Here is a 24,946-nt window from a genome sequence, read left to right as displayed (position 1 = left end):
TAAAGGCTCTAGAACGGGCCTTTCAGCGCAATCCAGCGAGCTAGAGCTGTTGCTTCGGTCAGGATTGTCGGCAGGAAAACAGCTCCGTGGATCATTCCGCGCCAGGCGCCGCGCAAAAAAGCGTTTGGTGGTAAGCTCGCCGCCCATGAATACCTACAGCTCCCGCCCCGTTGTCCTCTGTCTCTCCGGCCACGACCCCAGTGGCGGCGCCGGCTTGCAGGCAGATATCGAAGCCCTGCAGGCCCAGGGTTGTCACGCAGCTCCGGCTGTAACCGCCCTGACCGTGCAAGATACGGTCAACGTCAGCGATTTCCGCGTCCTGGATCGCGAGTGGGTACTGGCCCAGGCCAATGCCGTGCTCAACGATTCCACCGTGGCCGCGGTCAAGCTGGGCATGCTCGGCTCCCTGGAAATGGTCGACACCGTGGTCGAGCTGCTCCAGGCGCATCCGCACCTGCCCCTGGTCTGCGACCCGGTGCTGCGCGCCGGCGGTGGCGGACGGCTGGGCAAGGATGAAGTGGGCTACGCCATGCGCGAACGCTTGCTGCCCCTGGCGACCATCGCCACCCCCAACCTCCCCGAAGCCCGGATCCTGGCGGAACTGCCCGAAGGCACCGCCGACCAATGCGCCGAAAAACTTTTGCCCTACATCAAGCACCTGCTGATCACCGGCGGCCATGGCGACGAGCACGAAGTGCACAACCGCCTGTACAGCCGCGACGGCCTGCGTGAAACCTATACCTGCCAGCGCCTGCCCGGCAGCTACCACGGTTCCGGTTGCACCCTGGCCAGCGCCCTCGCCGGCCGCCTGGCCCAGGGCGAGCACTTGGCCAGCGCCGTGAAAACGGCCCTGGACTACACCTGGCGGACCCTGCGCGACGCCGAACAACTGGGGCGCGGGCAGTTCGTCCCACGCCGCTTGCCGCTGGATTTCTGCTCGTAATGCCATGAGGCTCGCCCTATGAAACTACGTGGTCTGTATGCCATCACCGATAGCCAGCTGTTGGCTGGCAAGTTCCTGGAATACGTGGAGGCAGCGCTCGATGGCGGCGTCACCCTGTTGCAGTACCGCGACAAGAGCGACGACCAGGCCCGTCGCCTGCGGGAGGCCGAAGCCCTGCTCGGCCTGTGCGAGCGCTACAAGACCCAGCTGATCATCAACGACGACGCCGAGCTGGCGGCGCGCATCGGCGCTGGCGTACACCTGGGCCAGACCGACGGCCCGCTGACCCCGGCCCGGGCCCTGCTGGGGCGCCAGGCGATCATCGGCTCCACCTGCCACAGCCAGCTGGCACTGGCCGAGCAAGCCGCGCGCGAGGGTGCCAGCTACGTTGCCTTCGGCCGCTTCTTCAACTCCAGCACCAAGCCCGGCGCGCCCACCGCCAACCTCGAGTTGCTGGACCAGGCCCGGGCCAGCCTGCAACTGCCGATCTGCGTGATCGGCGGTATCACCCTGGATAACGCAGCACCGCTGGTCGGCCATGGCGCCGACCTGCTGGCCGTGGTCCACGGGCTGTTCGGTGCCGATAGCGCCGAACAGGTGACCCGTCGCGCCCGCGCCTTCAACGCCCTGTTCGATCTTTGATATTTTTTGAGAGCCCTGCCATGTCTCGTTCCGAAACATTGTTCGCCAACGCCCAGAAACACATCCCCGGTGGCGTGAACTCGCCGGTCCGCGCTTTCCGCAGCGTGGGCGGCACTCCGTTGTTCTTCAAGCATGCCGAAGGCGCCTACGTCACCGACGAAGATGACAAGCGCTATGTCGACTATGTCGGCTCCTGGGGCCCGATGATCCTCGGCCACAGCCACCCGCAAGTGCTGGACGCCGTACGCAAGCAGCTGGAACACGGCCTGTCCTACGGCGCGCCGACCGCCATGGAGACCGAGATGGCCGACCTGGTGTGCTCCATCGTGCCGTCCATGGAGATGGTGCGCATGGTCAGCTCCGGCACCGAAGCCACCATGAGTGCCATCCGCCTGGCCCGTGGCTACACCGGCCGTGACGCCATCATCAAGTTCGAAGGCTGCTACCACGGCCACTCCGACAGCCTGCTGGTCAAGGCCGGCTCCGGCTTGCTGACCCAGGGCGTACCAAGCTCGGCCGGGGTCCCGGCCGACTTCGCCAAGCACACCCTGACCCTGCCGTTCAACGACATCGCCGCCGTCGAGAAGACCCTGGCCGAAGTCGGCCAGACCGTGGCCTGCATCATCGTCGAACCGGTGGCCGGCAACATGAACTGCGTACCGCCGGCGCCGGGCTTCCTCGAAGGCCTGCGCGAGCAGTGCGACAAACACGGCGTGGTGCTGATCTTCGACGAAGTGATGACCGGCTTCCGGGTCGCCCTCGGCGGCGCCCAGGCCCACTATGGCGTGACCCCGGACCTGTCGACCTTCGGCAAGATCGTCGGTGGCGGCATGCCGGTGGGCTGCTTCGGTGGCAAGCGCGAGATCATGGGCTGCATCGCCCCGCTGGGCCCGGTGTACCAGGCAGGCACCCTGTCCGGTAACCCTCTGGCCATGGCGGCCGGCCTGACCACCCTGCGCTTGATCAGCCGCCCGGGCTTCCATGCCGAGCTGAGCGACTACACCAGCCGCCTGCTCGAAGGCCTGCAGCAACGCGCCGATGCCGCCGGCATCCCGTTCGTCACTACCCAGGCGGGCGGCATGTTCGGCCTGTACTTCAGCGGCGCCGACGACATCGTCACTTTCGACGACGTGATGGCCAGCGATGCCAACCTGTTCAAGCGCTTCTTCCACCTGATGCTCGAAGGCGGCGTCTACCTCGCGCCAAGCGCCTTCGAAGCCGGCTTCACCTCGATCGCCCACGGCGACACCGAGCTGAAGCTGACCCTGGATGCCGCGGAACGTGCTTTCGCTGCCCTGAAGTGATGCCTCGGCCGGCGGACGCTGCGACCCGCAGCGTCCGTCACGCCCTTTATGCGGACTTTGCTCCCGCCGACCGGGAAAATACTGGCGAAAGCGGCGGATATCGCGCCCATGCGGCAGAAAAACGAGTAAAGACTTTGTAAGGTGGGCCCTGCTTATTTCATAATGCGCGCTTATTGGGCCCCACGCTGGGCCGCGCGCCCCTCAGAGGTAAGTCGATTCCCATGAACCGCACCGGCCGCGCCCTGACACTGGGCTGCCTGTTGCTCCTTCAACCCCTGCTCGCGCACGCACAAGCAGGCGGCAACTCGTTGTTGATCCCAGCGCTGGGTCGCTGCACCCTCGATCCCCAGGCACAGGAACAGGCCGAGGCTCTTACCGCGTGCCAGAAGGCCGCCGACGAAGGGGATGCCCAGGCGCAATACGAGTTGGGCGAGTTCTACTACGAGGGCAAGGGCGTACCACGCGACCTCAACCTGGCCCTGAGCTACTTCGAGAAAGCCTCCCTGCAAGGCCACGCCCAGGCGCAGTTCAAGCTCGGCACCATGTTCTTCCACGGCGAAGGCGTACCGGCCAACAACGTCCAGGCCTATATCGTGCTGAAGATGGCTGCGGTCAATGGCGCCGAAGACGCCCTGGATACCGCCGATGAAGTCGCCGAGCACATGCAGCGCGACGAGCTGGAAGTCGCCACCCAGGTGCTGGGACAGATCTTCCGTAAATACCTGCTGGAACTGCAGAGCGCCGACGGCCGCTCGCCCTTCTCGCCCCTGCCTTGACCGCCTCGGCCAGCCATTGGCCAGCAAGACGGCCGCCGCTCACCGGGAACGGCCAGCAATCATCGAACGACGTTACTTCTCGGGCATCGGCATCGGGAACGGCATGACATTGCCCACGCCACGGGCTTCGCTGATCTTCGGCGTTCCCAGGCGCTCCACCTCGTCGATGCGCACGATCGAATGCATGGGCACAAAGCTGCGTACCACGCCTTCGAACTGGGCCTTGAGCTTCTCTTCGCTAGGATCGACCACCACTTGCGTGCGCTCGCCAAAGACGAATTCCTCGACTTCCAGGAATCCCCACAGATCGCTCTGATAGATCTGCTTGGCGTACATCTCGAACACCTGGCCCTGGTTGAGGAAAATCACCTTGTAGATTGGAGCTTCACGTTTGGTCATGGCGGACGGACAACAGGTCGGGGGAGAAAAATGGGGCGCGAACTATAGCATAGCTACCCGACGCGCAATGCTAGGAACCTGGGGGCATGGACCCTATAATGCGCGGTTCTTTGAATCACCTGAGACCTAGGTCCATGGCCAAAAAGCTTTACATCGAAACCCACGGTTGCCAGATGAACGAGTACGACAGCTCGCGCATGGTGGATCTGCTGGGTGAAAACCAGGCCCTGGAAGTCACGGCGCGCGCCGAAGACGCGGACGTCATCCTGCTCAACACCTGCTCCATCCGCGAACGGGCCCAGGACCGGGTCTACTCCCAACTGGGGCGCTGGCGCGAGCTGAAGCTGGCCAACCCGGAAATGGTGATCGCCGTGGGCGGCTGCGTGGCCAGCCAGGAAGGCGCGGCCATCCGCGACCGGGCACCTTATGTCGACGTGGTCTTCGGCCCGCAGACCCTGCACCGCTTGCCGGAAATGATCGACATCGCCCGAACCACCAAGCTGCCGCAGGTGGATGTCTCGTTCCCCGAGATCGAGAAGTTCGACCACCTGCCCGAGCCCCGCATCGACGGCCCCAGCGCCTATGTCTCGGTGATGGAAGGCTGCAGCAAGTACTGCACCTTCTGCGTCGTCCCCTACACCCGTGGCGAAGAAGTCAGCCGGCCGTTCGATGATGTGATCGCCGAGATCATCCACCTGGCGGAAAACGGCGTCCGCGAGGTCACCCTGCTGGGCCAGAACGTCAACGGCTACCGTGGCCAGACCCACGAAGGGCGCACTGCGGACCTGGCCGAGCTGATCCGCGTGGTCGCGGCCGTCGATGGCATCGAGCGGATCCGCTACACCACCTCGCACCCGCTGGAGTTCTCCGACAGCCTGATCCAGGCCCACGCCGAAGTCCCCGAACTGGTGAAGCACCTGCACCTGCCGGTCCAGTCGGGCTCGGACCGCATCCTGGCCGCGATGAAGCGCAACCACACCGCCCTGGAGTACAAATCCAAGTTGCGCAAGCTGCGCGCGGCGGTACCGGGGATCTGCATCAGCTCGGACTTCATCGTCGGTTTCCCCGGGGAAACGGAGAAAGACTTCCAGCAGACCATGAAGCTGATCGAGGACGTGGGGTTCGACTTCTCCTACTCCTTCGTCTACAGCCAGCGCCCCGGAACCCCGGCCGCGGACCTTGCGGACGACACCCCGGAAGCGCTGAAGAAAGAACGCCTGAACGCCCTGCAGCACCGGTTGAACCAGCAAGGTTTCGAAATCAGCCGACAGATGGTCGGCTCGACCCAGCGCATCCTGGTGACCGACTACTCCAAGAAAGACCCTGGAGAGCTGCAAGGACGGACCGAGAACAACCGGATCGTCAACTTCCGCTGCGACGATCCGACCCTGATCGGCCAGTTCGCCGACGTGCACATCGACTCCGCGCAGCCCCACTCGCTGCGTGGCTCGTTGCTGGCGTAGGGGCGAGGAAACCGGCCTGGGCGCAAGCCAGCCTGCCGACCGGGCCAGAGGCCTGGAGAAACACCGGCAGTCATCGCTCCTCATAAGAGCTTTCGCACCCAGGCTGCTGGCGTTATCCTTGAATTCATCTTAATTGCCGTTGGGCGGCTAAAAACGACCTTGAACGCACCCATAGAACCTCATCGTTTCATCCTCGAGCCCTTCGAGGCTCGCCGCTTCGCCAATCTGTGCGGGCAGTTCGACGAGCATTTGCGCTTGATCGAGCAGCGCCTGGCGATCGAGATCCGCAATCGCGGCAATCAGTTCGAACTGATCGGCGAACCCAAGCACACCACCTCCGCGGAAAACCTCCTGCGCCGCCTCTACCGGGAAACCAAGGGTACCGAGCTGTCGCCGGACCTGGTGCACCTGTTCCTCCAGGAATCCGCCGTGGAACAGCTCGACAATCCCTCGGTGGCCGACGCTGCTGTCGCCCTGCGCACCCGCAAGGGCATGATCCGGCCGCGCGGCCTGAACCAGCAGCGCTACGTCAAGGAAATCCTCGCCAACGACATCAACTTCGGCATCGGCCCGGCCGGTACCGGCAAGACCTACCTGGCGGTAGCCTGCGCGGTGGACGCCCTGGAGCGCGAACAAGTACGGCGCATCCTGTTGGTGCGCCCGGCGGTGGAAGCCGGCGAAAAACTGGGTTTCCTGCCTGGCGACCTGGCACAGAAGATCGACCCGTACCTGCGTCCGCTGTACGACGCGCTGTATGAAATGCTCGGCTTCGAGCATGTGGCCAAGCTGATCGAGCGCCAGGTCATCGAGATCGCGCCCTTGGCCTACATGCGTGGCCGGACCTTGAACAACAGCTTCATCATCCTCGACGAAAGCCAGAACACCACCGTGGAACAGATGAAGATGTTCCTTACCCGGATCGGCTTCGGCTCCACGGCGGTGATCACCGGCGACATCACCCAGGTCGACCTGCCCAAGGGCACCAAGTCCGGCCTGGCCCACGTGATCAAGGTGCTGGGCGATGTCCCGGGCATCAGCTTCACGCACTTCATGCCCAAGGACGTGGTGCGCCACCCCCTGGTGCAGCGCATCGTCGAAGCCTACGAGCGCTTCGAGCAGCACAGTGCCGACGAAGCCGCCAAGGCCGCCGCCGACAGGGGCAGCCGCCACGATGCTTGAGCTCGATCTGCAGCGCGCCAGCCAACAGCCGGCCCCCAGCGACCAACAGTTCCGCCAATGGTGCGAGCTGGCCCTGCGCCAGCGCACCGCCGACTCCGAACTGACCATCCGCCTGGTCGACGAAGCCGAAGGCCGCGAGCTGAACCACACCTGGCGTCATAAAGATTACGCCACCAATGTGCTGTCATTTCCTGCGGAAGTGCCGGATGAGTTGCTGGATATCCCGCTGCTGGGAGACCTGGTGATCTGCATCCCGGTGGTCGAACGGGAAGCGGCCGAGCAAGGCAAGGCGCTCGAGGCCCACTGGGCCCACCTGGTGATTCACGGCTGCTTGCATCTGTTGGGCTACGACCATATAGATGACGACGAAGCCGAGGAAATGGAAGCCCTGGAACGTACATTGCTTGCAGAACTGGGTCATCCCGACCCTTATGCAGACGACGAAAGCTGAACAACCCACTTGTAACAACCTAAGGATTCAGAGCAATCGCTATGAGCGAAGATCGATCGAGCAACGGGCAAAAGTCATGGCTGGGCAAACTGACCCAGGCTTTTGCCCATGAGCCGAAAAACCGCCAGGAGCTGCTGGAACTGCTGCGCGAAGCCCATCAGAACAAATTGCTGGACAGCGAAGCGCTGGCCATCGTCGAAGGCGCCATCCAGGTCGCTGACCTGCAAGTCCGGGACATCATGGTCCCGCGCTCGCAGATGATCAGCATCAAGGCGACCCAGACCCCCCGGGAATTCCTGCCCGCGGTCATCGATTCCGCACACTCGCGTTATCCGGTGATCGGCGAAAGCCATGACGACGTGATGGGCGTCCTCCTGGCCAAGGATCTGTTGCCCCTGATCCTCAAGGAGAACGGCGACAGCTTCAATATCAAGGACCTGCTGCGCCCGGCCACCTTCGTGCCGGAGTCCAAGCGCCTGAACGTGCTGTTGCGCGAGTTCCGCGCCAACCATAACCACATGGCCATCGTCATCGACGAATACGGCGGTGTAGCGGGCCTGGTGACCATCGAGGACGTGCTGGAACAGATCGTCGGCGATATCGAGGACGAGCACGACGTCGAGGAAGACAGCTACATCAAGCCGCTGCCCAGTGGTGACTTCCTGATCAAGGCGCTGACGCCGATCGAGAACTTCAACCAGTTCTTCGACAGCGACTTCTCCGACGACGAGTTCGATACTGTCGGCGGGCTGGTGATGAGTGCGTTTGGCCACTTGCCAAAACGCAACGAAATCACTGAAATCGGTGCCTATCGCTTCCGCGTGCTCAATGCCGACAGCCGGCGGATCCACCTGCTGCGCCTGACCCCCGTCTCTCGCTGAGAACTGGACGTCTCGCCCCTCCCACTGGAACCTTGCCTGGCCGCCGACCGATCGGCAGCCGGCAAGGAGCCTGCGCAGGGGCCAGCGGCGAAGCGCTGCGTGATTCGACGCTCAGCTGAATCAACCCGAACAATCTCCTCGCGCCCTGCCCGGTGCGATACAGGAAAGAGCTGATGAAACGCTTCTTGCAGCGCTCGCTTCAACCCGGCTCGCCCGGCAACCTGCTGGCCGTCGCGGCTGGCGCCATCACCACCCTGGCCCTGGCCCCCTACGACATCTGGCCCCTGGCGTTGCTGGCCGTCGGCCTGTTCTACGCCGGCCTGCGGCAACTGACGCCGCGCCAGGCCCTGGGCCGGGGCTGGTGCTTCGGTTTCGGCCTGTTCGGCGCTGGCACCAGCTGGATCTACGTCAGCATCCACACCTACGGTGGCGCCTCGGTCCTGCTTGCAGGCTTGCTGATGCTGGCCTTCATCGCCGCCATCGCCTGGTTCTTCGCCCTGCCCGCGTGGCTCTGGGCCCGCTGGCTACGACGCAACGAAGCGCCACTGGCCGATGCCCTGGCGTTCGCCGCCCTGTGGCTGGGCCAGGAAGCCTTCCGAGGCTGGTTCCTCACCGGCTTCCCGTGGCTCTATTCCGGCTATAGCCAGCTGGACGGCCCCCTGGCCGGGCTCGCGCCGCTAGGCGGCATCTGGCTGATTTCCTTCGCCCTGGCCTTGACCGCTGCCCTGCTCTACAACCTGCCACGCCTGATCGGCAACGGTCGCAAGGGTTTCATCGCAGCAGGGCTGGTACTGCTGGCGGCCCCCTGGGTAGCCGGCCTGGCACTCAAGGGCCATGCCTGGACCAGCCCAGCGGGGGAGCCGCTGTCGGTTGCAGCCATCCAGGGCAATATCGAACAGAGCATGAAATGGGACCCCGCCCAACTCAATGCGCAACTGGGCCTGTACCGCGACATGAGCCTGGCCAGCAAGCGCGTGGACCTGCTGGTATGGCCGGAAACAGCGGTTCCAGTGCTCAAGGAGTCGGCCGAAGGCTATCTGTCGATGATGGGCAACTTCGCCGCCGATCGTCATTCCGCGCTGATCACCGGAGTACCGGTGCGCCAGCTGGTGCACCACGAGAAGCGCTACTTCAACGGCATCACCGTAACCGGCGAGGGCGACGGCACCTACCTGAAGCAGAAGCTGGTGCCCTTTGGCGAATATGTACCGCTACAGGACCTGCTGCGGGGCCTGATCGACTTCTTCGACCTGCCCATGTCCGACTTCGCCCGCGGCCCGGCCGACCAACCCTTGCTGCAAGCCAAGGGCTACCAGGTCGCGCCCTTCATTTGCTATGAGGTGGTCTACCCCGAGTTCGCCGCCAGTCTCTCGGCCCGCAGCGACCTGCTGCTGACCATCAGCAACGACACCTGGTTCGGCACGTCCATCGGCCCCCTGCAGCACCTGCAGATGGCCCAGATGCGCGCCCTGGAGGCCGGCCGCTGGATGATCCGCGCCACCAACAACGGCGTTACCGGACTGATCGACCCGTTCGGCAAGATCACCGTGCAGATCCCCCAGTTCGAGCGCGGCATCCTGTATGGCGAAGTAGTGCCCATGCACAACCTGACGCCCTACCTGCAATGGCGCTCCTGGCCTCTGGTAGTACTCTGCACCCTGCTGCTGGGCTGGGCACTGCTCGCCAGCCGGATCGCCAAGACCGTCTGAACCCCGCACCGGCTCCCCCGGGAGCCGGCACTCAGCGATAGAACAGGCGATACCCCACCTGGCCCACCGCCTCATTTAGCAACTGCCCGCTCTGCCAGATGGACTTGAACTCCGGCATCCAGCCACCCAGCGGACGGGCGTTGTCCATCCCCAGGAACCCCACCGGCGCCGGCACCACCACGAATCCTGCACGTTCGAAGCTCCAGACCGAACGCGGCATGTGCCAGGCCTGGGTCACCACTACCACGCGCTTGATGTCCTTGGGCAACAGGACCTCGGCACTGAACTGCGCATTCTCCCAGGTGGTGCGGCTGCGACCTTCCTGCCAGCGCACCGTCACTCCGAAATCGTCGCGCAGTGAATCAGCCATCAACGCGGCCTCGCTTGGCGGCGTGCCGTAATGCAGGCCACCACTGGTCAGCACGGGCAGGCCGGAAGCCTTGGCCAGCCGGGCGGCATAGCGCTCGCGCTCCAGGCCCACGCCAGTGGGCTGGTCAGCGCCCCAAGCCGGATCGCCACGCTCGCGCCCCGACCCCAGGACCACAATGGCATCGGCCTGCTCGGCCAACCTGGCCCACTGTTCCTGTGGCAGGGGTGGCAATTGCTCGAGCCCACGGGCGCCCCACTCCACCATCACCGGCAAACTCATCAGCCAGAAACCACCCAGGCCGAGAAAGAAACAGCAGCGGGCGAGACGCGGCCTGGAACGACGCAACATCCAGGCGAATAGCAGCAACAGCAGGAGGATGCCGGGCGGCAGCAATAACTGTTTGATGAAATAGCGAAAAGGCATCGGACATCTCCAAAAAGATGCCCGAAGCCTAAAGGGATGGTTATCCGGCAACAACCGACGCCGGTGATTTTCGCTTTCGAGGTCCTCGGCAACGACCTCTTTCGCCCCGCTCCGGGGGCCTGGAACCTACTTGAACTGCCGAGACCGTACCTTCACCGAACCCCGGACGGGGGCCTTGTCCTTCAGCCAGATGATCTTGGCCGAACGCGGCGCCTCCTGATGTTGCAGATTGCTCGATACATCGACCGGCATCTCACGCCGGTTATGGGCCAGGTAGGCCCGGATCAATTCCAGTTCGGCAGGGCTCAACCCCCGCAGCTCCAATTCGACGGAGCGTTCATCGCGCAGCCGATCTGCGGTTCTCGCTGCATCCAGGGCCAGAGCCAGTCGATTCAGCAGCCGCTCGTACACCTCCGGTCCCGTTGCCTTGCGCTGCAATTCAAGCATCCGTTCACCTCATAGAAGAATAAGACTCACTCCCCTTTTTGAGCTTAGCCGGGCAGCCGCAGGCCACGCGCCGCCGCGACCAACGGCCCTTGCGCGCAATCAGGGTTTCCCTAGGCAGAGCGCGGTCATGTATGCTACGGCGCTTCCTGTAACTCCACTTCCAGCTCCACCGGGAACTGCAAACGCCATGTTTGGCGCCGTCACTACCCGAGTTGCGTTGAAGAGGATTAGGCCACCCTTATCCAGTACATAAAGTAGCCATGCACGAACAATACCTGCCCCGTGATATAGAAGCCGCCGCCCAGTCCTTCTGGGATGAGCAAAAGTCGTTTGAAGTCAGCGAACAGCCAGGCAAGGACACTTACTACTGCCTATCGATGTTCCCGTACCCGAGCGGCAAGCTACACATGGGGCACGTGCGCAACTACACCATCGGCGACGTCATCTCCCGCTACCAGCGCATGCAAGGCAAGAACGTCCTGCAACCCATGGGTTGGGACGCCTTCGGCATGCCGGCGGAAAACGCCGCGATGAAGAACAACGTCGCACCGGCCAAGTGGACCTACGAAAACATCGCCTACATGAAGAGCCAGCTGCGTAGCCTGGGCCTGGCGGTGGACTGGTCGCGCGAGGTCACTACCTGCAAGCCGGACTACTACCGCTGGGAACAGTGGCTGTTCACTCGCCTGTTCGAGAAAGGCGTGATCTACCGCAAGAACGGCACCGTGAACTGGGACCCGGCGGACCAGACCGTACTGGCCAACGAACAGGTCATCGACGGCCGTGGCTGGCGCTCGGGCGCGCTGATCGAGAAGCGCGAAATCCCGATGTACTACTTCCGCATCACCGACTACGCCGACGAGCTGCTGGAAAGCCTCGACGAGCTGCCGGGCTGGCCCGAGCAGGTCAAGACCATGCAGCGCAACTGGATCGGCAAGTCCCGCGGCATGGAAGTGCAGTTCCCCTATGACCAGGCGAGCATCGGCCAGGCCGGCGCGCTGAAAGTCTTCACCACCCGTCCCGACACCCTGATGGGCGCCACCTACGTGGCCGTCGCCGCCGAACATCCGCTGGCGACCCAGGCCGCCCAAGGCGATGCAGCACTGCAGGCGTTCATCGACGAATGCAAGAGCGGCAGCGTCGCCGAGGCCGACATGGCCACCCAGGAGAAGAAGGGAATGCCCACTTCCCTGTTCGTCGAACACCCGCTGACCGGCGAGAAGCTGCCGGTGTGGGTCGCCAACTACGTGCTGATGCACTACGGCGATGGCGCGGTGATGGCCGTGCCGGCCCACGACGAGCGCGACTTCGAGTTCGCCCACAAGTACAACCTGCCGATGAAAGCCGTGGTGCGCACCAGCGCCGGCGATGAAGTCAGTGGCGAATGGCAGGCCGCCTATGGCGAACACGGCCAACTGATCAACTCCGGCGAGTTCGACGGCCTGGACTTCGCTGGCGCCTTCGACGCCATCGAAGCTGCGCTGATCCGCAAGGAACTGGGCAAGTCGCGCACCCAGTTCCGCCTGCGCGACTGGGGCATCAGCCGCCAGCGCTACTGGGGCTGCCCGATCCCTATCATCCATTGCCCATCCTGTGGCGATGTACCGGTGCCGGAAGACCAACTGCCGGTCAAGCTGCCCGAAGACGTGGTGCCCGACGGCGCCGGCTCGCCACTGGCGCGCATGCCGGAATTCTACGAGTGCACTTGCCCGAAATGCGGCACTGCGGCCAAGCGCGAAACCGACACCATGGACACCTTCGTCGAGTCGTCCTGGTACTTCGCCCGCTACGCCTCGCCGAACTACGAAGGTGGCATGGTCGATCCGAAAGCCGCCAACCACTGGCTGCCGGTGGACCAGTACATCGGCGGTATCGAACACGCGATCCTGCACCTGCTGTACGCGCGCTTCTTCCACAAGCTGATGCGCGATGAAGGCCTGGTCACCTCCAACGAGCCGTTCAAGAACCTGCTGACCCAGGGCATGGTAGTCGCCGAGACCTACTACCGTGTCGCCAGCAACGGCGGCAAGGACTGGTTCAACCCGGCTGACGTCGAAGTCGAGCGCGATGCCAAGGCCAAGATCATTGGCGCGCGCCTGAAGACCGACGGCCTGCCGGTGGAGATCGGCGGCACCGAGAAGATGTCGAAGTCGAAGAACAACGGCGTCGATCCACAATCGATGATCGAGCAGTACGGCGCCGATACCTGCCGCCTGTTCATGATGTTCGCCTCGCCGCCCGACATGAGCCTGGAATGGTCCGACTCCGGCGTCGAAGGTGCCAGCCGTTTCCTGCGCCGCGTCTGGCGCCTGGCCCAGGCTCACGTAGCCCAGGGCCTGCCGGGCAAACTGGATGTCACCACCCTGAGCGACGAGCAGAAGGTGATCCGCCGCGCCATCCACTCAGCCATCAAGCAGGCCAGCACCGACGTGGGCCAGTTCCACAAGTTCAACACCGCCATCGCCCAAGTGATGACCGTGATGAACGTGCTGGAAAAAGCGCCACAAACCAGTGAACAGGACCGCGCCCTGTTGCAGGAGGGCCTGGAGGCCGTCACCTTGCTGCTGGCTCCGATCACTCCACATATCAGCCATGAACTGTGGAACCAACTGGGCCATGACGGTGCAGTCATCGATGCCACCTGGCCGACCGTGGACGAAAGCGCCCTGGTGCAGGACAGCCTGCAACTGGTAGTGCAGGTCAACGGCAAGCTGCGTGGCCAGATCGAGATGCCAGCCAGCGCCAGCCGCGAGGAAGTCGAAGCCGCCGCCCGCAGCAACGAAAACGTACTGCGCTTCACCGAGGGGCTGACCATCCGCAAGGTCATCGTGGTACCGGGCAAACTGGTCAACATCGTCGCCAGCTAATTGGATCAGGCGTCCGGTGGTAACCGGGCGCCGAACAAGACCTTCAGGGCCACAGGGTTGGCCCATATGGTTTCAAGGGGAGCAATACATGATCAAACGTAACCTGCTGGTGATGGGCCTGGCTCTGGTATTGAGCGCCTGCGGCTTTCAACTGCGCGGTACTGGCACCCAGGAATTGAGCATCAAGGAACTCGACCTCAGCGCCCGGGACGCCTACGGCGCGACGGTGAAACTGCTGCAGCAACAACTGGAAAGCAGTGGTGTCCGCGTTCATGCCGGAGCGCCCTACAAGCTGATCTTGCAGCGCGAGTCGAACTCCCAGCGCACCCTCAGCTACACCGGCGGCGGCAACTCTGCCGAGTATGAAATCAGCACCAAGCTGGAATATGAAATCCTGACCCATGACAACTTGCACCTGCTGAACGACAAGCTGGAGGTGCAGAAAGTCTTCGTTCATGACGGCAACAACATCACCGGCTCCGGTCAGGAATCGGCTCAGACCTATCAGGAAATGCGCCGCGACCTGGTCCAGCGCATGATAATCCGCCTGCAACTGCTGAGCCCGGAACAGCTGGCACAATTGCAGGCTACTGCCGAAGCCAAGGCCAAGGCCGATGCCGACGCCCTGGAAGCAGCACGCAAGGCCGAAGCCGAAACTCCGCAACAGTCCCCTATGGAACTGCCGAACCAGTAAGCCTTGTGGGGCGCTCCGGCGCCCCACCGACCCGCATCTATGAAACTCGCCCCCGCCCAACTCGGTAAACACCTGCAAGGTTCCCTCGCCCCGGTCTACGTGATCAGCGGCGACGATCCCCTGCTCTGCCAGGAAGCCGCCGATGCCATACGCATCGCGGCACGCCAGCAGGGCTACGACGAACGCCAGGTGTTCAGCGCCGATGCCAATTTCGACTGGGGCAGCCTGTTGCTGGCTGGCGCCAGCATGTCGCTCTTCGCGCAGAAGCGCCTGCTGGAACTGCGCCTGCCTTCGGGCAAGCCCGGGGACAAAGGTGCTGCTGCCCTGATCGAATACTGCTCGCGCCCGGCCGAAGACACCGTGCTGTTGATCAGCCTGCCCAAGCTCGACGGTAGCGCGCAGAAAACCAAATGGGGCAAGGCCCTGGTGGAAGGCGCCCAGACCCAGTTCGTGCAGATCTGGCCAGTGGACGCCAACCAGTTGCCACAGTGGATTCGCCAGCGCCTGTCCCAGGCCGGGATGTCCGCCAACCAGGACGCCGTGGAGCTGATCGCGGCTCGGGTCGAGGGCAATCTGCTGGCTGCCGCCCAGGAAATCGAAAAGCTCAAGTTGATGGCCGAGGGAGGACAGGTCACTGTCGAAACGGTACAGGCGGCCGTGGCCGACAGTGCCCGCTTCGACGTATTCGGCCTGGTCGACGCCATCCTCAACGGGGAAGCGGCGCATGCCTTGCGCATGCTCGAAGGGCTCAAGGGCGAAGGGGTCGAGCCTCCGGTAATCCTCTGGGCCCTGTCCCGGGAGCTACGGCTACTGGCCAACCTGGCCCAGCAATTCGGCCAGGGAATCCCCTTGGACAAGGTTTTCAGCCAAGCCCGCCCGCCTGTCTGGGACAAGCGCAAGCCGCTGATGAGCAAGGCCCTGCAACGCTATTCCGCCCAGCGCTGGAGCCAATTGCTGCTGGATGCCCAGCGTATTGACGCACAGATCAAGGGCCAGGCCAGCGGTTCCGCCTGGAGCAGCCTGAGCCGCCTGTCACTGCTGATGGCCGGCCAACGCCTGCCCCTGCCTGTCGAGTAAGTCCGCAATACGGGAAAAGATCATGGGTACTGGACAGCAGTGCCCAGCTGGCCGATGATGCGCGCCGTTGCACCTCTCCCCATAAAGCGAGTATCGAGCATGAGCAAGCCATCCAAGCATGGCCCCAACAAGGCCAAATCCATCATTGCCCAGCCACTGTTCCGTTGCCGCCAGGAACGCCCGGCCAAGGGCAAAGGCAGCTACCGCCGCGAAGCCTTCCAGTCCAAAAACTGGGAGGCTTCTTACTTTCTGGCCGCCTGAAGCCCTGGACCCCACAGGCATGATAAGGTCTGCACCTGATTGTCATTCTCTCTGGACCTGTGCATGCCCTTTTGTATTTCCCGTCGTTGGCACCTACGCCAACTGATCGCTGCCTCCAGCCTGATTCTGCTCGTCGCCTGCGCGGAAAAGCCCACCGCCGCCGACGCCCAACCGTTGCCCGCCCTCCAGTCGGCCCCCATTGCCGCACCAGCGACCGTCGCCCCCCTGGTGGTCGATAACCTGGATATCCAACCGACCCAGAGCTTCGAACAGTGGCTGAGTGCCTTTCGCGCTGAAGCGCTGAATGCCGGTATCCGTGCCGATGTGTTCGACCGCGCCTTCGCCGGCGTCACTCCGGACATGAGCGTGATCAAGGCCGATCGCAGCCAGCCAGAGTTCACCCGCCCGGTATGGGAATACCTGGACGGCGCCCTATCCCCCGTACGCGTGCGCAAGGGCCAGGCCCTGCTGAACCAGTATGGCGACATCCTGCAACGTATCGAACAGCGCTACGGCGTGGATCGCCAGGCGCTCGTGGCCGTCTGGGGTATGGAAAGCAACTTCGGCGATTTCCAGGGCAACAAGTCGGTGATCCGCTCGCTGGCGACCCTGGCCTATGAGGGCCGACGCCCGGCCTTCGCCAACAGCCAGCTGATCGCCGCATTGCAGATCATCCAGCATGGCGATATCCAGCCCGAGAAGATGCTCGGTTCCTGGGCCGGGGCCATGGGCCAGACCCAGTTCATCCCGACCACCTACAACACCCATGCCGTGGATTTCGACGGTGACGGCCGCCGGGATATCTGGAACAGCCCGGCCGATGCCCTGGCCTCGACGGCGCACTACCTGCAAAGCTCGGGCTGGCAGAAAGGCCAGCCCTGGGGCCTGGAAGTCCAGCTCAACAGTGGTTTCGACTACGCCCTGGCCGATGCCAGCACGCGCAAGAGCGTGGCCGAGTGGATGCGCCTGGGGATGAATCCAGCCAACGGCAAGGCATTGCCCTACGGCTCCGAGCAACTGTCCGCGTCCCTGCTGCTGCCAGCGGGTTATCGGGGGCCGGCGTTCCTGATCCTGGATAACTTCCGGGCCGTGCTCAAATACAACAATTCGTCATCCTATGCGTTGGCGGTGAACCTGTTATCCGAGCGTTTCAGCGGTGCCGGACTGATCAGCGGCGACTGGCCCAAGGACGAACTGCCCTTGAGTCGCAGCGAACGTATCGACCTGCAGACCCAGCTCAACGCCAACAACTACGATGCCGGCAACCCCGACGGCATCATCGGCGCCAACACCCGCAAGGCCATCCGCAGCGCCCAGCAGACCCTGGGTTGGCCGGCGGACGGCTACCCGACCCGCAAGCTGCTGGACAGCCTGCGCAGTCGTTGAGCCGCAAGTCGCAACAGGAAAGCTCGCTGTTCCGCCAGCCGGTTATTTGAAGACTACATCCTGGGCCAGGGTCAGCTCCCTGGCTCCGGCATCCAGCCTGACCAGCGCCCCCATGGGCAAGGTCAGGTTGGGGTCGCAATGACCGCTGCGCCAGCCGGCCAGTACCGGTATCCGCAACGGCTCGAAGGTGCGCTTGAGCAAGTCACATAGCGCAGTGAAATCCACTCCGGCCACATCCCCCACCAACACACCCCGCAACTTGTCGAGCTTGCCCGCTAGTCGCAGGTGATTGAGCAGGCGATCGATGCGATACAGCGGTTCGTTGACGTCCTCGATGAACAAGATGATGCCGTCGGCGACGATGTCATAGGGCGTGCCCAGGGTGCTGGCGATGATCGACAGGTTCCCCCCCAGCAGCGCGCCCTGTGCGATACCTGGCTCGACGGTGGTCAAGGGAAATGCCACGGGATGGGGCAACGGGCTGCCGGCCCTGACCTGCCCGCGCAACAGATTGAAGAACGACGCCTCAGTGGGAGCCTGCTTGGCTGCCAGCAGGTCGGCGTTGAGCAAAGGTCCGTGAAAACTCACGAACCCGGCATAACGATTGATCGCCAGGTGCAAAGCGGTGATGTCGCTGTAGCCGACGAAGGGCTTGGGATTGCGCCGCAACAGGTCGAAGTCGATCTTGTCCAGCAATCGAGGACTGCCATAGCCCCCGCGCAAGCACAGGATGGCGCCCACCTCGGAATCGGCGAAAGCGTCATGCAGGTCTTGCAGACGCACCTCATCACTGCCGGCCAGATAGCCGTCCTGCTGCCCCACCCCGGGGAAGATCCGCAAGTCGTAACCCCTGGAGCGCATCCACTGGAAGGCCTTGGCGGTGTCCAGCGCGGCCGGGCCGGCCGGAGCGATAAGACCGATGACGCCTTCGGCCGCCAGCGCCGGCACGGGCAGGTGGGCATGGAGGGCGGCGGTCGGTTGGATGGGCATACGGATTCTCCCTGTGCGAATTCACTGGAGCACAGTAGCCATGAATGCCGCGAAACAGAAGGGGAAATAGCCCGCGAGGAGCACAAAGCCCAAGGACAGGCGATGGGACTCGACGGAGTCGGCGGGAACGCCCGCAGGAGCCAGCTCCTGCGGGCTTGGTGAATCAGGAAACCAGACCTTCCTTGGCCAGCTTCGCTTGTTCGTCGGCGTGATACGAGGAACGCACCAGCGGACCGGACGCCACGTTCTTGAAGCCCATCCGGTAGCCTTCCTCGGCGAACCAGGCGAAGGTGTCCGGATGCACGAAACGCTGCACCGGCAGGTGGTTACGCGACGGCTGCAGATACTGGCCAAGGGTCAGCATGTCAATGTCATGCTCGCGCATGCGCTTCATCACTTCGATGACTTCGTCGTCGGTCTCACCCAGGCCCAGCATCAAGCCGGATTTGGTCGGCACATGGGGTACCAGCTGCTTGAACTTCTGCAGCAGGGTCAGCGACCACTGGTAGTCGGAACCCGGGCGGGCGGCCTTGTACAGGCGTGGCACGGTTTCCAGGTTGTGGTTGAACACGTCCGGTGGAGTCGCCGCGGTGATTTCCAGGGCAATGTCCATGCGGCCACGGTAGTCGGGAACCAGGGTTTCCAACTGTACGTTCGGCGAGAGCTTGCGGATTTCACGGATGCAATCGGCAAAGTGCTGGGCGCCACCGTCGCGCAGGTCGTCGCGGTCCACCGAGGTGATCACCACGTACTTCAGGCGCAGGTCGGCGATGGCCACCGCCAGGTTCATCGGCTCATCCACGTCCAGGGGCTTGGGACGACCATGGCCCACGTCGCAGAACGGGCAACGGCGGGTGCAGATGTCGCCCATGATCATGAAGGTCGCGGTGCCGCCGGAGAAGCACTCGCCCAGGTTCGGGCAGGAAGCCTCTTCGCAGACGCTATGCAGCTTGTGCTTGCGCAGCAGTTGCTTGATCCGGTCGACTTCCGGGGATACCGGGATACGTACGCGGATCCAGTCGGGCTTCTTCGGCAGCTCGGTGGTCGGGATGATCTTCACCGGGATACGCGCGACCTTTTCCGCACCGCGCAACTTGACGCCGGTTTCAACTTTCGCGCGGGCTGGCCGCTCGGAAACATCCAGCGTCGGGATCAGGGTTTGAACAGCGTCTTGTTGCGCAGTAGTCATATCAGTCGATTCCGCCCGTTAGGGTCGTCTGCTCAGCGTAGTCGAGGTGTTTGACGAGCTGCGCACGCAGCCGGGCACTTACCTCGGCAAATTCAATCGGCCCTGCATGGTCGCTCAGCTGGGTCATCGCCAGACCGGCATAACCACAGGGGTTAATCCGTCGAAACGGCTGCAAATCCATATCCACGTTCAAGGCCAGACCGTGAAAGGAGCATCCATGACGGATACGCAGGCCCAGGGAAGCGATTTTCGCTCCATCGACGTAGACACCCGGTGCATCGGGCTTGGCCGCCGCCGGCACGCCGTAGCTGGCCAGCAACTCCACCAGGCATTGCTCCATGCGGCTGACCAATTCACGCACGCCGAAACCCAGCCTGCGCACGTCCAGCAGCAAATAGGCCACCAGCTGGCCCGGACCATGATAGGTCACCTGGCCACCACGATCGGCCTGCACCACCGGGATATCCCCCGGCACCAGCAGATGCTCGGCCTTGCCGGCCTGCCCCTGGGTAAAGACCGGAGGATGCTGCACCAGCCAGACCTCGTCCGGTGCATCGGTCCCGCGTTCGTTGGTAAAGCGCTGCATGGCCTGCCAGACCGGCTCGTAGGCCCTCAGGCCAAGCTCACGAAAGCCCAGCGTCTGTGGCATCACAGCACCATGTGGACGACACCGGTAGCGCGCAGGGCACTATTGATATCACGCAGTTGGTCTTCACCAGTGGCGGTGATGTGCAGTTGCACCGTGGTGTACTTGCCATTGCTGCTCTGGCGCTCGGCCAGGGACTTGATGTCCAGGGTGGCGTACTTGGCAAGGATCTCGATCACGGTGTCCTTGAAGCCGACGACCGTGTCACCGATCACCTTGATCGGATAGTCATCGACGGGAAACTCAATCTTGTGCGACTTAACGTCAGTGTCTGTCATGGCAATAACGGCCTCGTAAGCCGTGGCGACGGACATGGCCCCCGCTCCGCTTGGGAGCGAGGGCCACGTGGGTCGACAATATCAGTTGAACAAGCCGTAGAAGAATAGACGGATGCTATCCCACATGCGACGGAAGATACCACCTTCGTCGACTGCTTCCAGGGCGATCAGGTCGGCGCTGTGCACCACCTTGTCGTCCAGTTTCACTTCGACTTTACCGATCACGTCGCCCTTGGCGATCGGCGCGACCAGTTGCGGGTTCATGGTCATGCTGGCTGCCAGCTTCTTCAGCTGGCCCTTGGGCATGGTCATGGTCAGGTCCTGGGCCAGGCCAGCCTTGACCTGATGCGTGGTGCCCTTCCATACCGGCGCCTGGGCCAGTTCGGTGCCCTTCTGGTAGAAGGTCTGGGTTTCGAAGAAACGGAAGCCATAGGTCAGCAGTTTCTGGGTCTCGGCAGCCCGGGCCTGCTCGCTGTTGGTGCCGAACACCACGGCAATCAGGCGCATGCCATCACGTACCGCCGAGGACACCATGCAGTAGCCCGCTTCGTCGGTATGCCCGGTCTTGAGGCCATCGACGGTCTTGTCACGCCACAGCAACAGGTTGCGGTTAGGCTGCTTGATGCCGTTCCAGAAGAACTCCTTCTGCGAGTAGATCGCATAGTGGGCCGGATCTTCATGAATGATCGCGCGTGCCAACAGCGCCATGTCATGGGCCGACGAGTAATGCTCGGGGTTCGGCAGGCCGGTGGGGTTCATGAAGTGGCTGTTGCTCATGCCCAGGTCGCCGGCGGTCTTGTTCATCATGTCGGCGAAGGCGTCTTCGCTACCGGCGATGTGCTCGGAAATCGCCACGCTGGCATCGTTGCCCGACTGGATGATGATGCCGTGCAGCAGGTCGCTGACGGACACCTGCGACCCCACCTTGATGAACATCCGCGAACCGCCAGTGCGCCAGGCGTTTTCGCTGACGGTCACCGGGTCGTTCTCGCCGATCTGGCCACGGCGGATTTCCAGGGTGGCGATGTAGGCGGTCATCAGCTTGGTGAGGCTGGCCGGCGGCAGGCGCTGGTCACCATTGTTCTCCACCAGCACGTTTCCGCTGCTGGCATCCATGAGCACGTAGGACTTGGCGGCCAGCTGCGGTGGTGACGGCATCACCTCGACCGCCCAGGCGGCGGGTGTGATGATCAGCGGTAGAAGCAGGCACAGGCGTTTGGCAAAGGTGGTGATGTTCATCCGTCTCTCGAAGTTGCTAATGGAAACTTGCCCCTGGGGGCAAAACTATTTCAGACAACCTTCTGAAGGGTTGTCGCGTGTGCGTTGTTCACTCACGACCCTTGCCGGGCTTTTGTTGTTCGGCGAGCCAACAACCCGGATCCGCCCCCCGATGTCGCAAGCGGACCCTCAATCTAGATGTCGCTATTCCGCAGTGACCACGCTCGCCTGGCCCAGGTTGGCCAGGCGCACGCTGTTCTGCGCTTGCTGGGTTTCGTCCGGCGAACCGAACGGCCCAAGGCGTACCCGATGCAGCGTCTGCTGATTGCGTACGATGGAACTGATGAACACCGGAGCGCTCACCATCGAGCTCAGTTTCGACCTCAACAGTTCGGCAGCGTCCGGGTTGGCGAAGGCGCCCACCTGCAGGTACTGACCGGAGGCTGCGGTGTTCTTGACCTGCACCGGGACCACGGCAGCCGCATGCTGCTGCGGCGGAGGCGTCCACTGTTCGACGGTACCGGCCGAGCTGGTAACCACTGGCGCGCTATTCTGCGCCACTTGCGGCTCATTGAGCATCAAAGGCGCCGGACGGCCACGCTGGGCCCACCATTGCTGCGGATCGATGCCCTCGACCTTGACCCGGGCGGTACCGGTTTCGGCATAACCGAGTTTCTTCGCCGCGGCATAGGACAGGTCGATGATCCGGTCGGAATAGAACGGACCACGATCGTTGACCCGCAGGATCACGCTGCGGTTGTTGTCCAGGTTGGTCACCCGCACATAGCTGGGCAACGGCAGGGTCTTGTGTGCGGCACTCATGCCGTACAGATCATAGACCTCGCCATTGGCGGTGTTCTGGCCATGGAACTTGGTGCCGTACCAGGAAGCCGTGCCCGAAGCCACGTAGTTCCTGGACTCCTGGATGGGAAAGTAGGTCTTGCCCAGCACCGTATAAGGGTTGGCCTTGTACGGACCGGTATGCAGGGTCGGCGTCGCATCGGGAATGCGCGATACGTCGACATCCCACCAGGGCGCGCCATCCTTGTGGGCGCGATTGACATCCAGGCCCGGCATCGAACGCACGGCATTGGAGGATTTGGGCTGCGGCGAGCGGCTCGTCGAGCAACTGGCCAGCGACAGCGCCAACGCGGCAAAAGCCAGCAGCTTCAAGGGGTTGCGGATTGGCATTGCCAGCATTACTTGACGCCCCGTGCTTGGACCAGCTGTTCAGACAGCTGATGTACGGCCATGGCATACATCACGCTGCGGTTATAACGAGTGATCGCGTAGAAGTTCTTCAGCCCCATCCAGTATTCCGGACCGTTATCACCTTCCAGGCGGAAAGCGGTAACCGGCATATCGTCGCGCAGCGCATCATGACTCGACCAGCCCAGGGCTCGCAACTCCCCGACGGTCTTGGTCGGCTCGATACCGCTGGTCAGCCCCTCGTCCACCCGGTCCCCGCGCACATCGGCACGGCTGACCACCGGCTCGCCAGCTACCCAGCCATGGCGCTTGAAGTAACTGGCGACGCTGCCGATGGCATCGTCCGGATTGGTCCAGATATTGATGTGCCCATCGCCGTCGAAGTCCACGGCGTAGGCGCGGAAGCTGCTGGGCATGAACTGCGGCAGCCCCATGGCTCCGGCATAGGAGCCCTTGAGGCTCAGGGGATCGAGCTGCTCTTCACGGGCCAGCAACAGGAACTCGCGCAGCTCCTTGCGGAAGAATTCGGCACGCGGCGGATAATCGAAGCCCAAGGTGGAAAGGGCGTCGATCACCCGGTAATTGCCGGTATTGCGGCCAAAAAAGGTCTCCACGCCGATGATCGACACGATGACCTGGGCCGGGACCCCATATTCCTGCTCGGCACGGGCCAGGACCGCCTCGTGCTGGCGCCAGAAGTCCACGCCACGAGCGATACGCGCATCGGTGATGAACATCGGGCGATATTCCTTCCATTGCTTGACCCGTTCGGCAGGCCGCGAAATGGCATCGAGGATCGCCTGCTTGCGCTCGGCTTCGCGGAACACGCCCATCAGCTGCTCTCCGGCGAAACCGTAGTCCCGGGTCATTTCCCCGACGAATTCGGCGACCTGGGGCGAGCCTTCGTAGGCACCAGCCGAAGCAGGCTCCGCGGCCCCCAGGATGCTCGCCAGACCGACCCATGGAGCGTACCGAGCGGCCCAGCCACGCATTACTTGCATTGAGTTGTTCACCTTATTCAAACCTGCGCGATCCACTTGCGATGGGTATGGATCGACATCAAAACCCCAAACGCTGACAGTAGCGTCACCAGCGAAGTTCCTCCGTAGCTAATGAAGGGCAACGGCACCCCCACCACCGGCAACAAGCCACTGACCATACCGATGTTGACGAAAACGTAAACAAAAAACGTCATGGTCAGGCTGCCTGCCAGCAACTTGCCGAACAGCGTCTGGGCCTGGGCCGTGATCACCAGCCCGCGCCCGATCAACAAGAGGTAGATCAGCAGCAGCGCGCAGATGCCCACCAGGCCGAACTCCTCGCCCATGACCGCGATGATGAAGTCGGTGTGGCTTTCCGGTAAAAAGTCCAGGTGCGATTGGGTACCCAGCAGCCAGCCCTTGCCGAACACCCCGCCGGAGCCGATGGCGGCCTTGGACTGGATGATGTTCCAGCCGGTCCCCAGGGGGTCGCTTTCCGGATCGAGGAACGTCAGGATCCGCTGTTTCTGGTAGTCATGCATGATGAACATCCACATGGCCACCGCCACCGGCACAGCCGCCGCCAGCACACTGATGATCCAGCGCCAGCGCAACCCGCCCATGAACAGCACGAAGGTGCCGCCGGCCAGGATCAGCAGGGCCGTGCCCAGGTCCGGCTGGCGCACGATCAGCATGAATGGAATACCGATCAGTACCAGGCTGATGCCCACATGCTTGAGGTGCGGCGGCAAGGTGCGCTTGGACAAGTACCAGGCGATGGTCGCCGGCATGATGATCTTCATGAACTCCGAGGGCTGGAAGCGGATCACCCCGGGGACGTTGATCCAGCGGGTCGCGCCCATGGCGTTGTGGCCCATCACGTCCACTACCACCAGCAAAACCACGCCGAACACATAACCAAGCGGCACCCAGCGGGCCATGAAGCGCGGCTCGAACTGGGCGATGATGATCATCGACACCAGGCCGATGCCGAACGAAGTGGCCTGCTTGGCCAATAGGTCCCAGCTCTTGCCACTGGCCGAATACAGGACGAACAGGCTGCCGGCCGCCAGGGTCAGCAGCAGGATCAGCAAGGGACCATCGATATGCAGGCGCTGCAACAGCGTCGCCCGACGCCGCATCACGTCCTCGCTGGAGAGAATG

General features: G+C 63.1%; 25 protein-coding genes. 14 read left to right on the top strand and 11 right to left on the bottom strand.

Going from position 1 to position 24,946, the window contains the following annotated elements; translation table 11 throughout:
• Window positions 1-145 precede the first annotated feature (145 nt).
• From CAG11_RS15550 to CAG11_RS15535, 4 genes are all read left to right on the top strand, one after another.
• Window positions 146-943, top strand: a complete 798-nt coding sequence (locus tag CAG11_RS15550; RefSeq protein ID WP_085596970.1) for a hydroxymethylpyrimidine/phosphomethylpyrimidine kinase — start codon at window positions 146-148, stop codon at window positions 941-943.
• A gap of 18 nt (window positions 944-961) precedes the next feature.
• Window positions 962-1,585: a thiamine phosphate synthase gene (thiE, locus tag CAG11_RS15545; protein ID WP_085596969.1), complete on the top strand. Its 624-nt coding sequence runs from the start codon at window positions 962-964 to the stop codon at window positions 1,583-1,585.
• 20 nt (window positions 1,586-1,605) lie between these two features.
• The gene (gene hemL / locus CAG11_RS15540; RefSeq protein ID WP_022641183.1) at window positions 1,606-2,889 is read left to right on the top strand and encodes a glutamate-1-semialdehyde 2,1-aminomutase; all 1,284 of its coding nucleotides are present in this window, start codon (window positions 1,606-1,608) and stop codon (window positions 2,887-2,889) included.
• A gap of 221 nt (window positions 2,890-3,110) precedes the next feature.
• Window positions 3,111-3,665, top strand: a complete 555-nt coding sequence (locus CAG11_RS15535) for a tetratricopeptide repeat protein (protein WP_022641184.1) — start codon at window positions 3,111-3,113, stop codon at window positions 3,663-3,665.
• A 72-nt stretch (window positions 3,666-3,737) separates the two neighbouring features.
• Here CAG11_RS15535 and CAG11_RS15530 read toward each other — a convergent pair whose 3' ends face one another.
• Window positions 3,738-4,064 (bottom strand): DUF1820 family protein, encoded by a 327-nt coding sequence (locus CAG11_RS15530; RefSeq protein ID WP_022641185.1) that lies wholly within the window; start codon window positions 4,062-4,064, stop codon window positions 3,738-3,740.
• 134 nt (window positions 4,065-4,198) lie between these two features.
• On the opposite strand from CAG11_RS15530, the gene miaB reads away from it, so the two are divergent.
• The 5 genes from miaB (at window position 4,199) to lnt (ending at window position 9,747) form a co-directional block, all read left to right on the top strand.
• Window positions 4,199-5,527, top strand: a complete 1,329-nt coding sequence (gene miaB, locus CAG11_RS15525; RefSeq protein WP_022641186.1) for a tRNA (N6-isopentenyl adenosine(37)-C2)-methylthiotransferase MiaB — start codon at window positions 4,199-4,201, stop codon at window positions 5,525-5,527.
• A gap of 159 nt (window positions 5,528-5,686) precedes the next feature.
• Window positions 5,687-6,706: a PhoH family protein gene (locus tag CAG11_RS15520; protein WP_022641187.1), complete on the top strand. Its 1,020-nt coding sequence runs from the start codon at window positions 5,687-5,689 to the stop codon at window positions 6,704-6,706.
• The gene (gene ybeY / locus CAG11_RS15515) at window positions 6,699-7,157 is read left to right on the top strand and encodes an rRNA maturation RNase YbeY (RefSeq protein ID WP_022641188.1); all 459 of its coding nucleotides are present in this window, start codon (window positions 6,699-6,701) and stop codon (window positions 7,155-7,157) included. Before CAG11_RS15520 ends, ybeY begins: the two co-directional genes overlap by 8 nt.
• A gap of 41 nt (window positions 7,158-7,198) precedes the next feature.
• Window positions 7,199-8,038: an HlyC/CorC family transporter gene (locus CAG11_RS15510; RefSeq protein WP_022641189.1), complete on the top strand. Its 840-nt coding sequence runs from the start codon at window positions 7,199-7,201 to the stop codon at window positions 8,036-8,038.
• 173 nt (window positions 8,039-8,211) lie between these two features.
• Entirely contained in the window at window positions 8,212-9,747 is a 1,536-nt protein-coding gene (lnt, locus tag CAG11_RS15505) for an apolipoprotein N-acyltransferase (RefSeq protein ID WP_371857900.1), read from the top strand.
• Window positions 9,748-9,778: 31 nt separating this feature from the next.
• Here lnt and CAG11_RS15500 read toward each other — a convergent pair whose 3' ends face one another.
• Window positions 9,779-10,540, bottom strand: a complete 762-nt coding sequence (locus CAG11_RS15500) for a YdcF family protein (RefSeq protein ID WP_085596968.1) — start codon at window positions 10,538-10,540, stop codon at window positions 9,779-9,781.
• Between the two features lie 126 nt (window positions 10,541-10,666).
• Complete coding sequence (locus tag CAG11_RS15495) at window positions 10,667-10,987, bottom strand: hypothetical protein (RefSeq protein ID WP_085596967.1); 321 nt, start codon at window positions 10,985-10,987, stop codon at window positions 10,667-10,669.
• A 260-nt stretch (window positions 10,988-11,247) separates the two neighbouring features.
• Between CAG11_RS15495 and leuS the strand changes: the two genes are divergently transcribed.
• The 5 genes from leuS (at window position 11,248) to CAG11_RS15470 (ending at window position 17,272) form a co-directional block, all read left to right on the top strand.
• Window positions 11,248-13,854 carry a leucine--tRNA ligase gene (gene leuS, locus CAG11_RS15490; protein WP_085596966.1) on the top strand — a complete coding sequence of 869 codons (2,607 nt, stop codon included), beginning with the start codon at window positions 11,248-11,250 and terminating at the stop codon, window positions 13,852-13,854.
• Between the two features lie 88 nt (window positions 13,855-13,942).
• Window positions 13,943-14,548, top strand: coding sequence for an LPS assembly lipoprotein LptE (lptE, locus tag CAG11_RS15485; protein WP_085596965.1), 606 nt, complete (start codon window positions 13,943-13,945; stop codon window positions 14,546-14,548).
• Window positions 14,549-14,587: 39 nt separating this feature from the next.
• Window positions 14,588-15,625, top strand: coding sequence for a DNA polymerase III subunit delta (holA, locus tag CAG11_RS15480; RefSeq protein ID WP_085596964.1), 1,038 nt, complete (start codon window positions 14,588-14,590; stop codon window positions 15,623-15,625).
• Window positions 15,626-15,724: 99 nt separating this feature from the next.
• Window positions 15,725-15,886, top strand: a complete 162-nt coding sequence (arfA, locus tag CAG11_RS15475; RefSeq protein WP_022641196.1) for an alternative ribosome rescue factor ArfA — start codon at window positions 15,725-15,727, stop codon at window positions 15,884-15,886.
• Between the two features lie 63 nt (window positions 15,887-15,949).
• On the top strand, window positions 15,950-17,272 hold the full coding sequence (locus CAG11_RS15470; RefSeq protein ID WP_085596963.1) for a lytic murein transglycosylase: 1,323 nt from the start codon (window positions 15,950-15,952) through the stop codon (window positions 17,270-17,272).
• A gap of 42 nt (window positions 17,273-17,314) precedes the next feature.
• Here CAG11_RS15470 and CAG11_RS15465 read toward each other — a convergent pair whose 3' ends face one another.
• From CAG11_RS15465 to rodA, 8 genes are all read right to left on the bottom strand, one after another.
• Window positions 17,315-18,262, bottom strand: a complete 948-nt coding sequence (locus CAG11_RS15465; RefSeq protein WP_085596962.1) for an LD-carboxypeptidase — start codon at window positions 18,260-18,262, stop codon at window positions 17,315-17,317.
• A gap of 163 nt (window positions 18,263-18,425) precedes the next feature.
• Window positions 18,426-19,451 carry a lipoyl synthase gene (gene lipA, locus CAG11_RS15460; RefSeq protein WP_022641199.1) on the bottom strand — a complete coding sequence of 342 codons (1,026 nt, stop codon included), beginning with the start codon at window positions 19,449-19,451 and terminating at the stop codon, window positions 18,426-18,428.
• Window position 19,452: 1 nt separating this feature from the next.
• Window positions 19,453-20,100: a lipoyl(octanoyl) transferase LipB gene (lipB, locus tag CAG11_RS15455; RefSeq protein WP_022641200.1), complete on the bottom strand. Its 648-nt coding sequence runs from the start codon at window positions 20,098-20,100 to the stop codon at window positions 19,453-19,455.
• Window positions 20,100-20,375, bottom strand: coding sequence for a DUF493 domain-containing protein (locus CAG11_RS15450; protein ID WP_025129297.1), 276 nt, complete (start codon window positions 20,373-20,375; stop codon window positions 20,100-20,102). The genes lipB and CAG11_RS15450 overlap by 1 nt, the downstream gene beginning before the upstream one ends.
• A gap of 81 nt (window positions 20,376-20,456) precedes the next feature.
• Window positions 20,457-21,614, bottom strand: a complete 1,158-nt coding sequence (locus CAG11_RS15445) for a D-alanyl-D-alanine carboxypeptidase family protein (RefSeq protein WP_022641202.1) — start codon at window positions 21,612-21,614, stop codon at window positions 20,457-20,459.
• A 183-nt stretch (window positions 21,615-21,797) separates the two neighbouring features.
• Entirely contained in the window at window positions 21,798-22,793 is a 996-nt protein-coding gene (locus CAG11_RS15440) for a septal ring lytic transglycosylase RlpA family protein (RefSeq protein ID WP_022641203.1), read from the bottom strand.
• Complete coding sequence (mltB, locus tag CAG11_RS15435; RefSeq protein WP_085596961.1) at window positions 22,793-23,803, bottom strand: lytic murein transglycosylase B; 1,011 nt, start codon at window positions 23,801-23,803, stop codon at window positions 22,793-22,795. Before mltB ends, CAG11_RS15440 begins: the two co-directional genes overlap by 1 nt.
• Before the next feature lie 17 nt (window positions 23,804-23,820).
• Window positions 23,821-24,924, bottom strand: a complete 1,104-nt coding sequence (gene rodA, locus CAG11_RS15430; protein ID WP_085597071.1) for a rod shape-determining protein RodA — start codon at window positions 24,922-24,924, stop codon at window positions 23,821-23,823.
• Window positions 24,925-24,946 lie beyond the last annotated feature (22 nt).

Origin of the sequence: Pseudomonas sp. B6(2017) (assembly GCF_002112765.1) — a bacterium.
In the GTDB taxonomy this organism is placed as follows: Bacteria; Pseudomonadota; Gammaproteobacteria; order Pseudomonadales; family Pseudomonadaceae; genus Aquipseudomonas; species Aquipseudomonas piscis.
The sequence above is the reverse complement of the archived record's forward strand: the minus strand, read 5'-3'. Positions and strand labels throughout refer to the sequence as shown.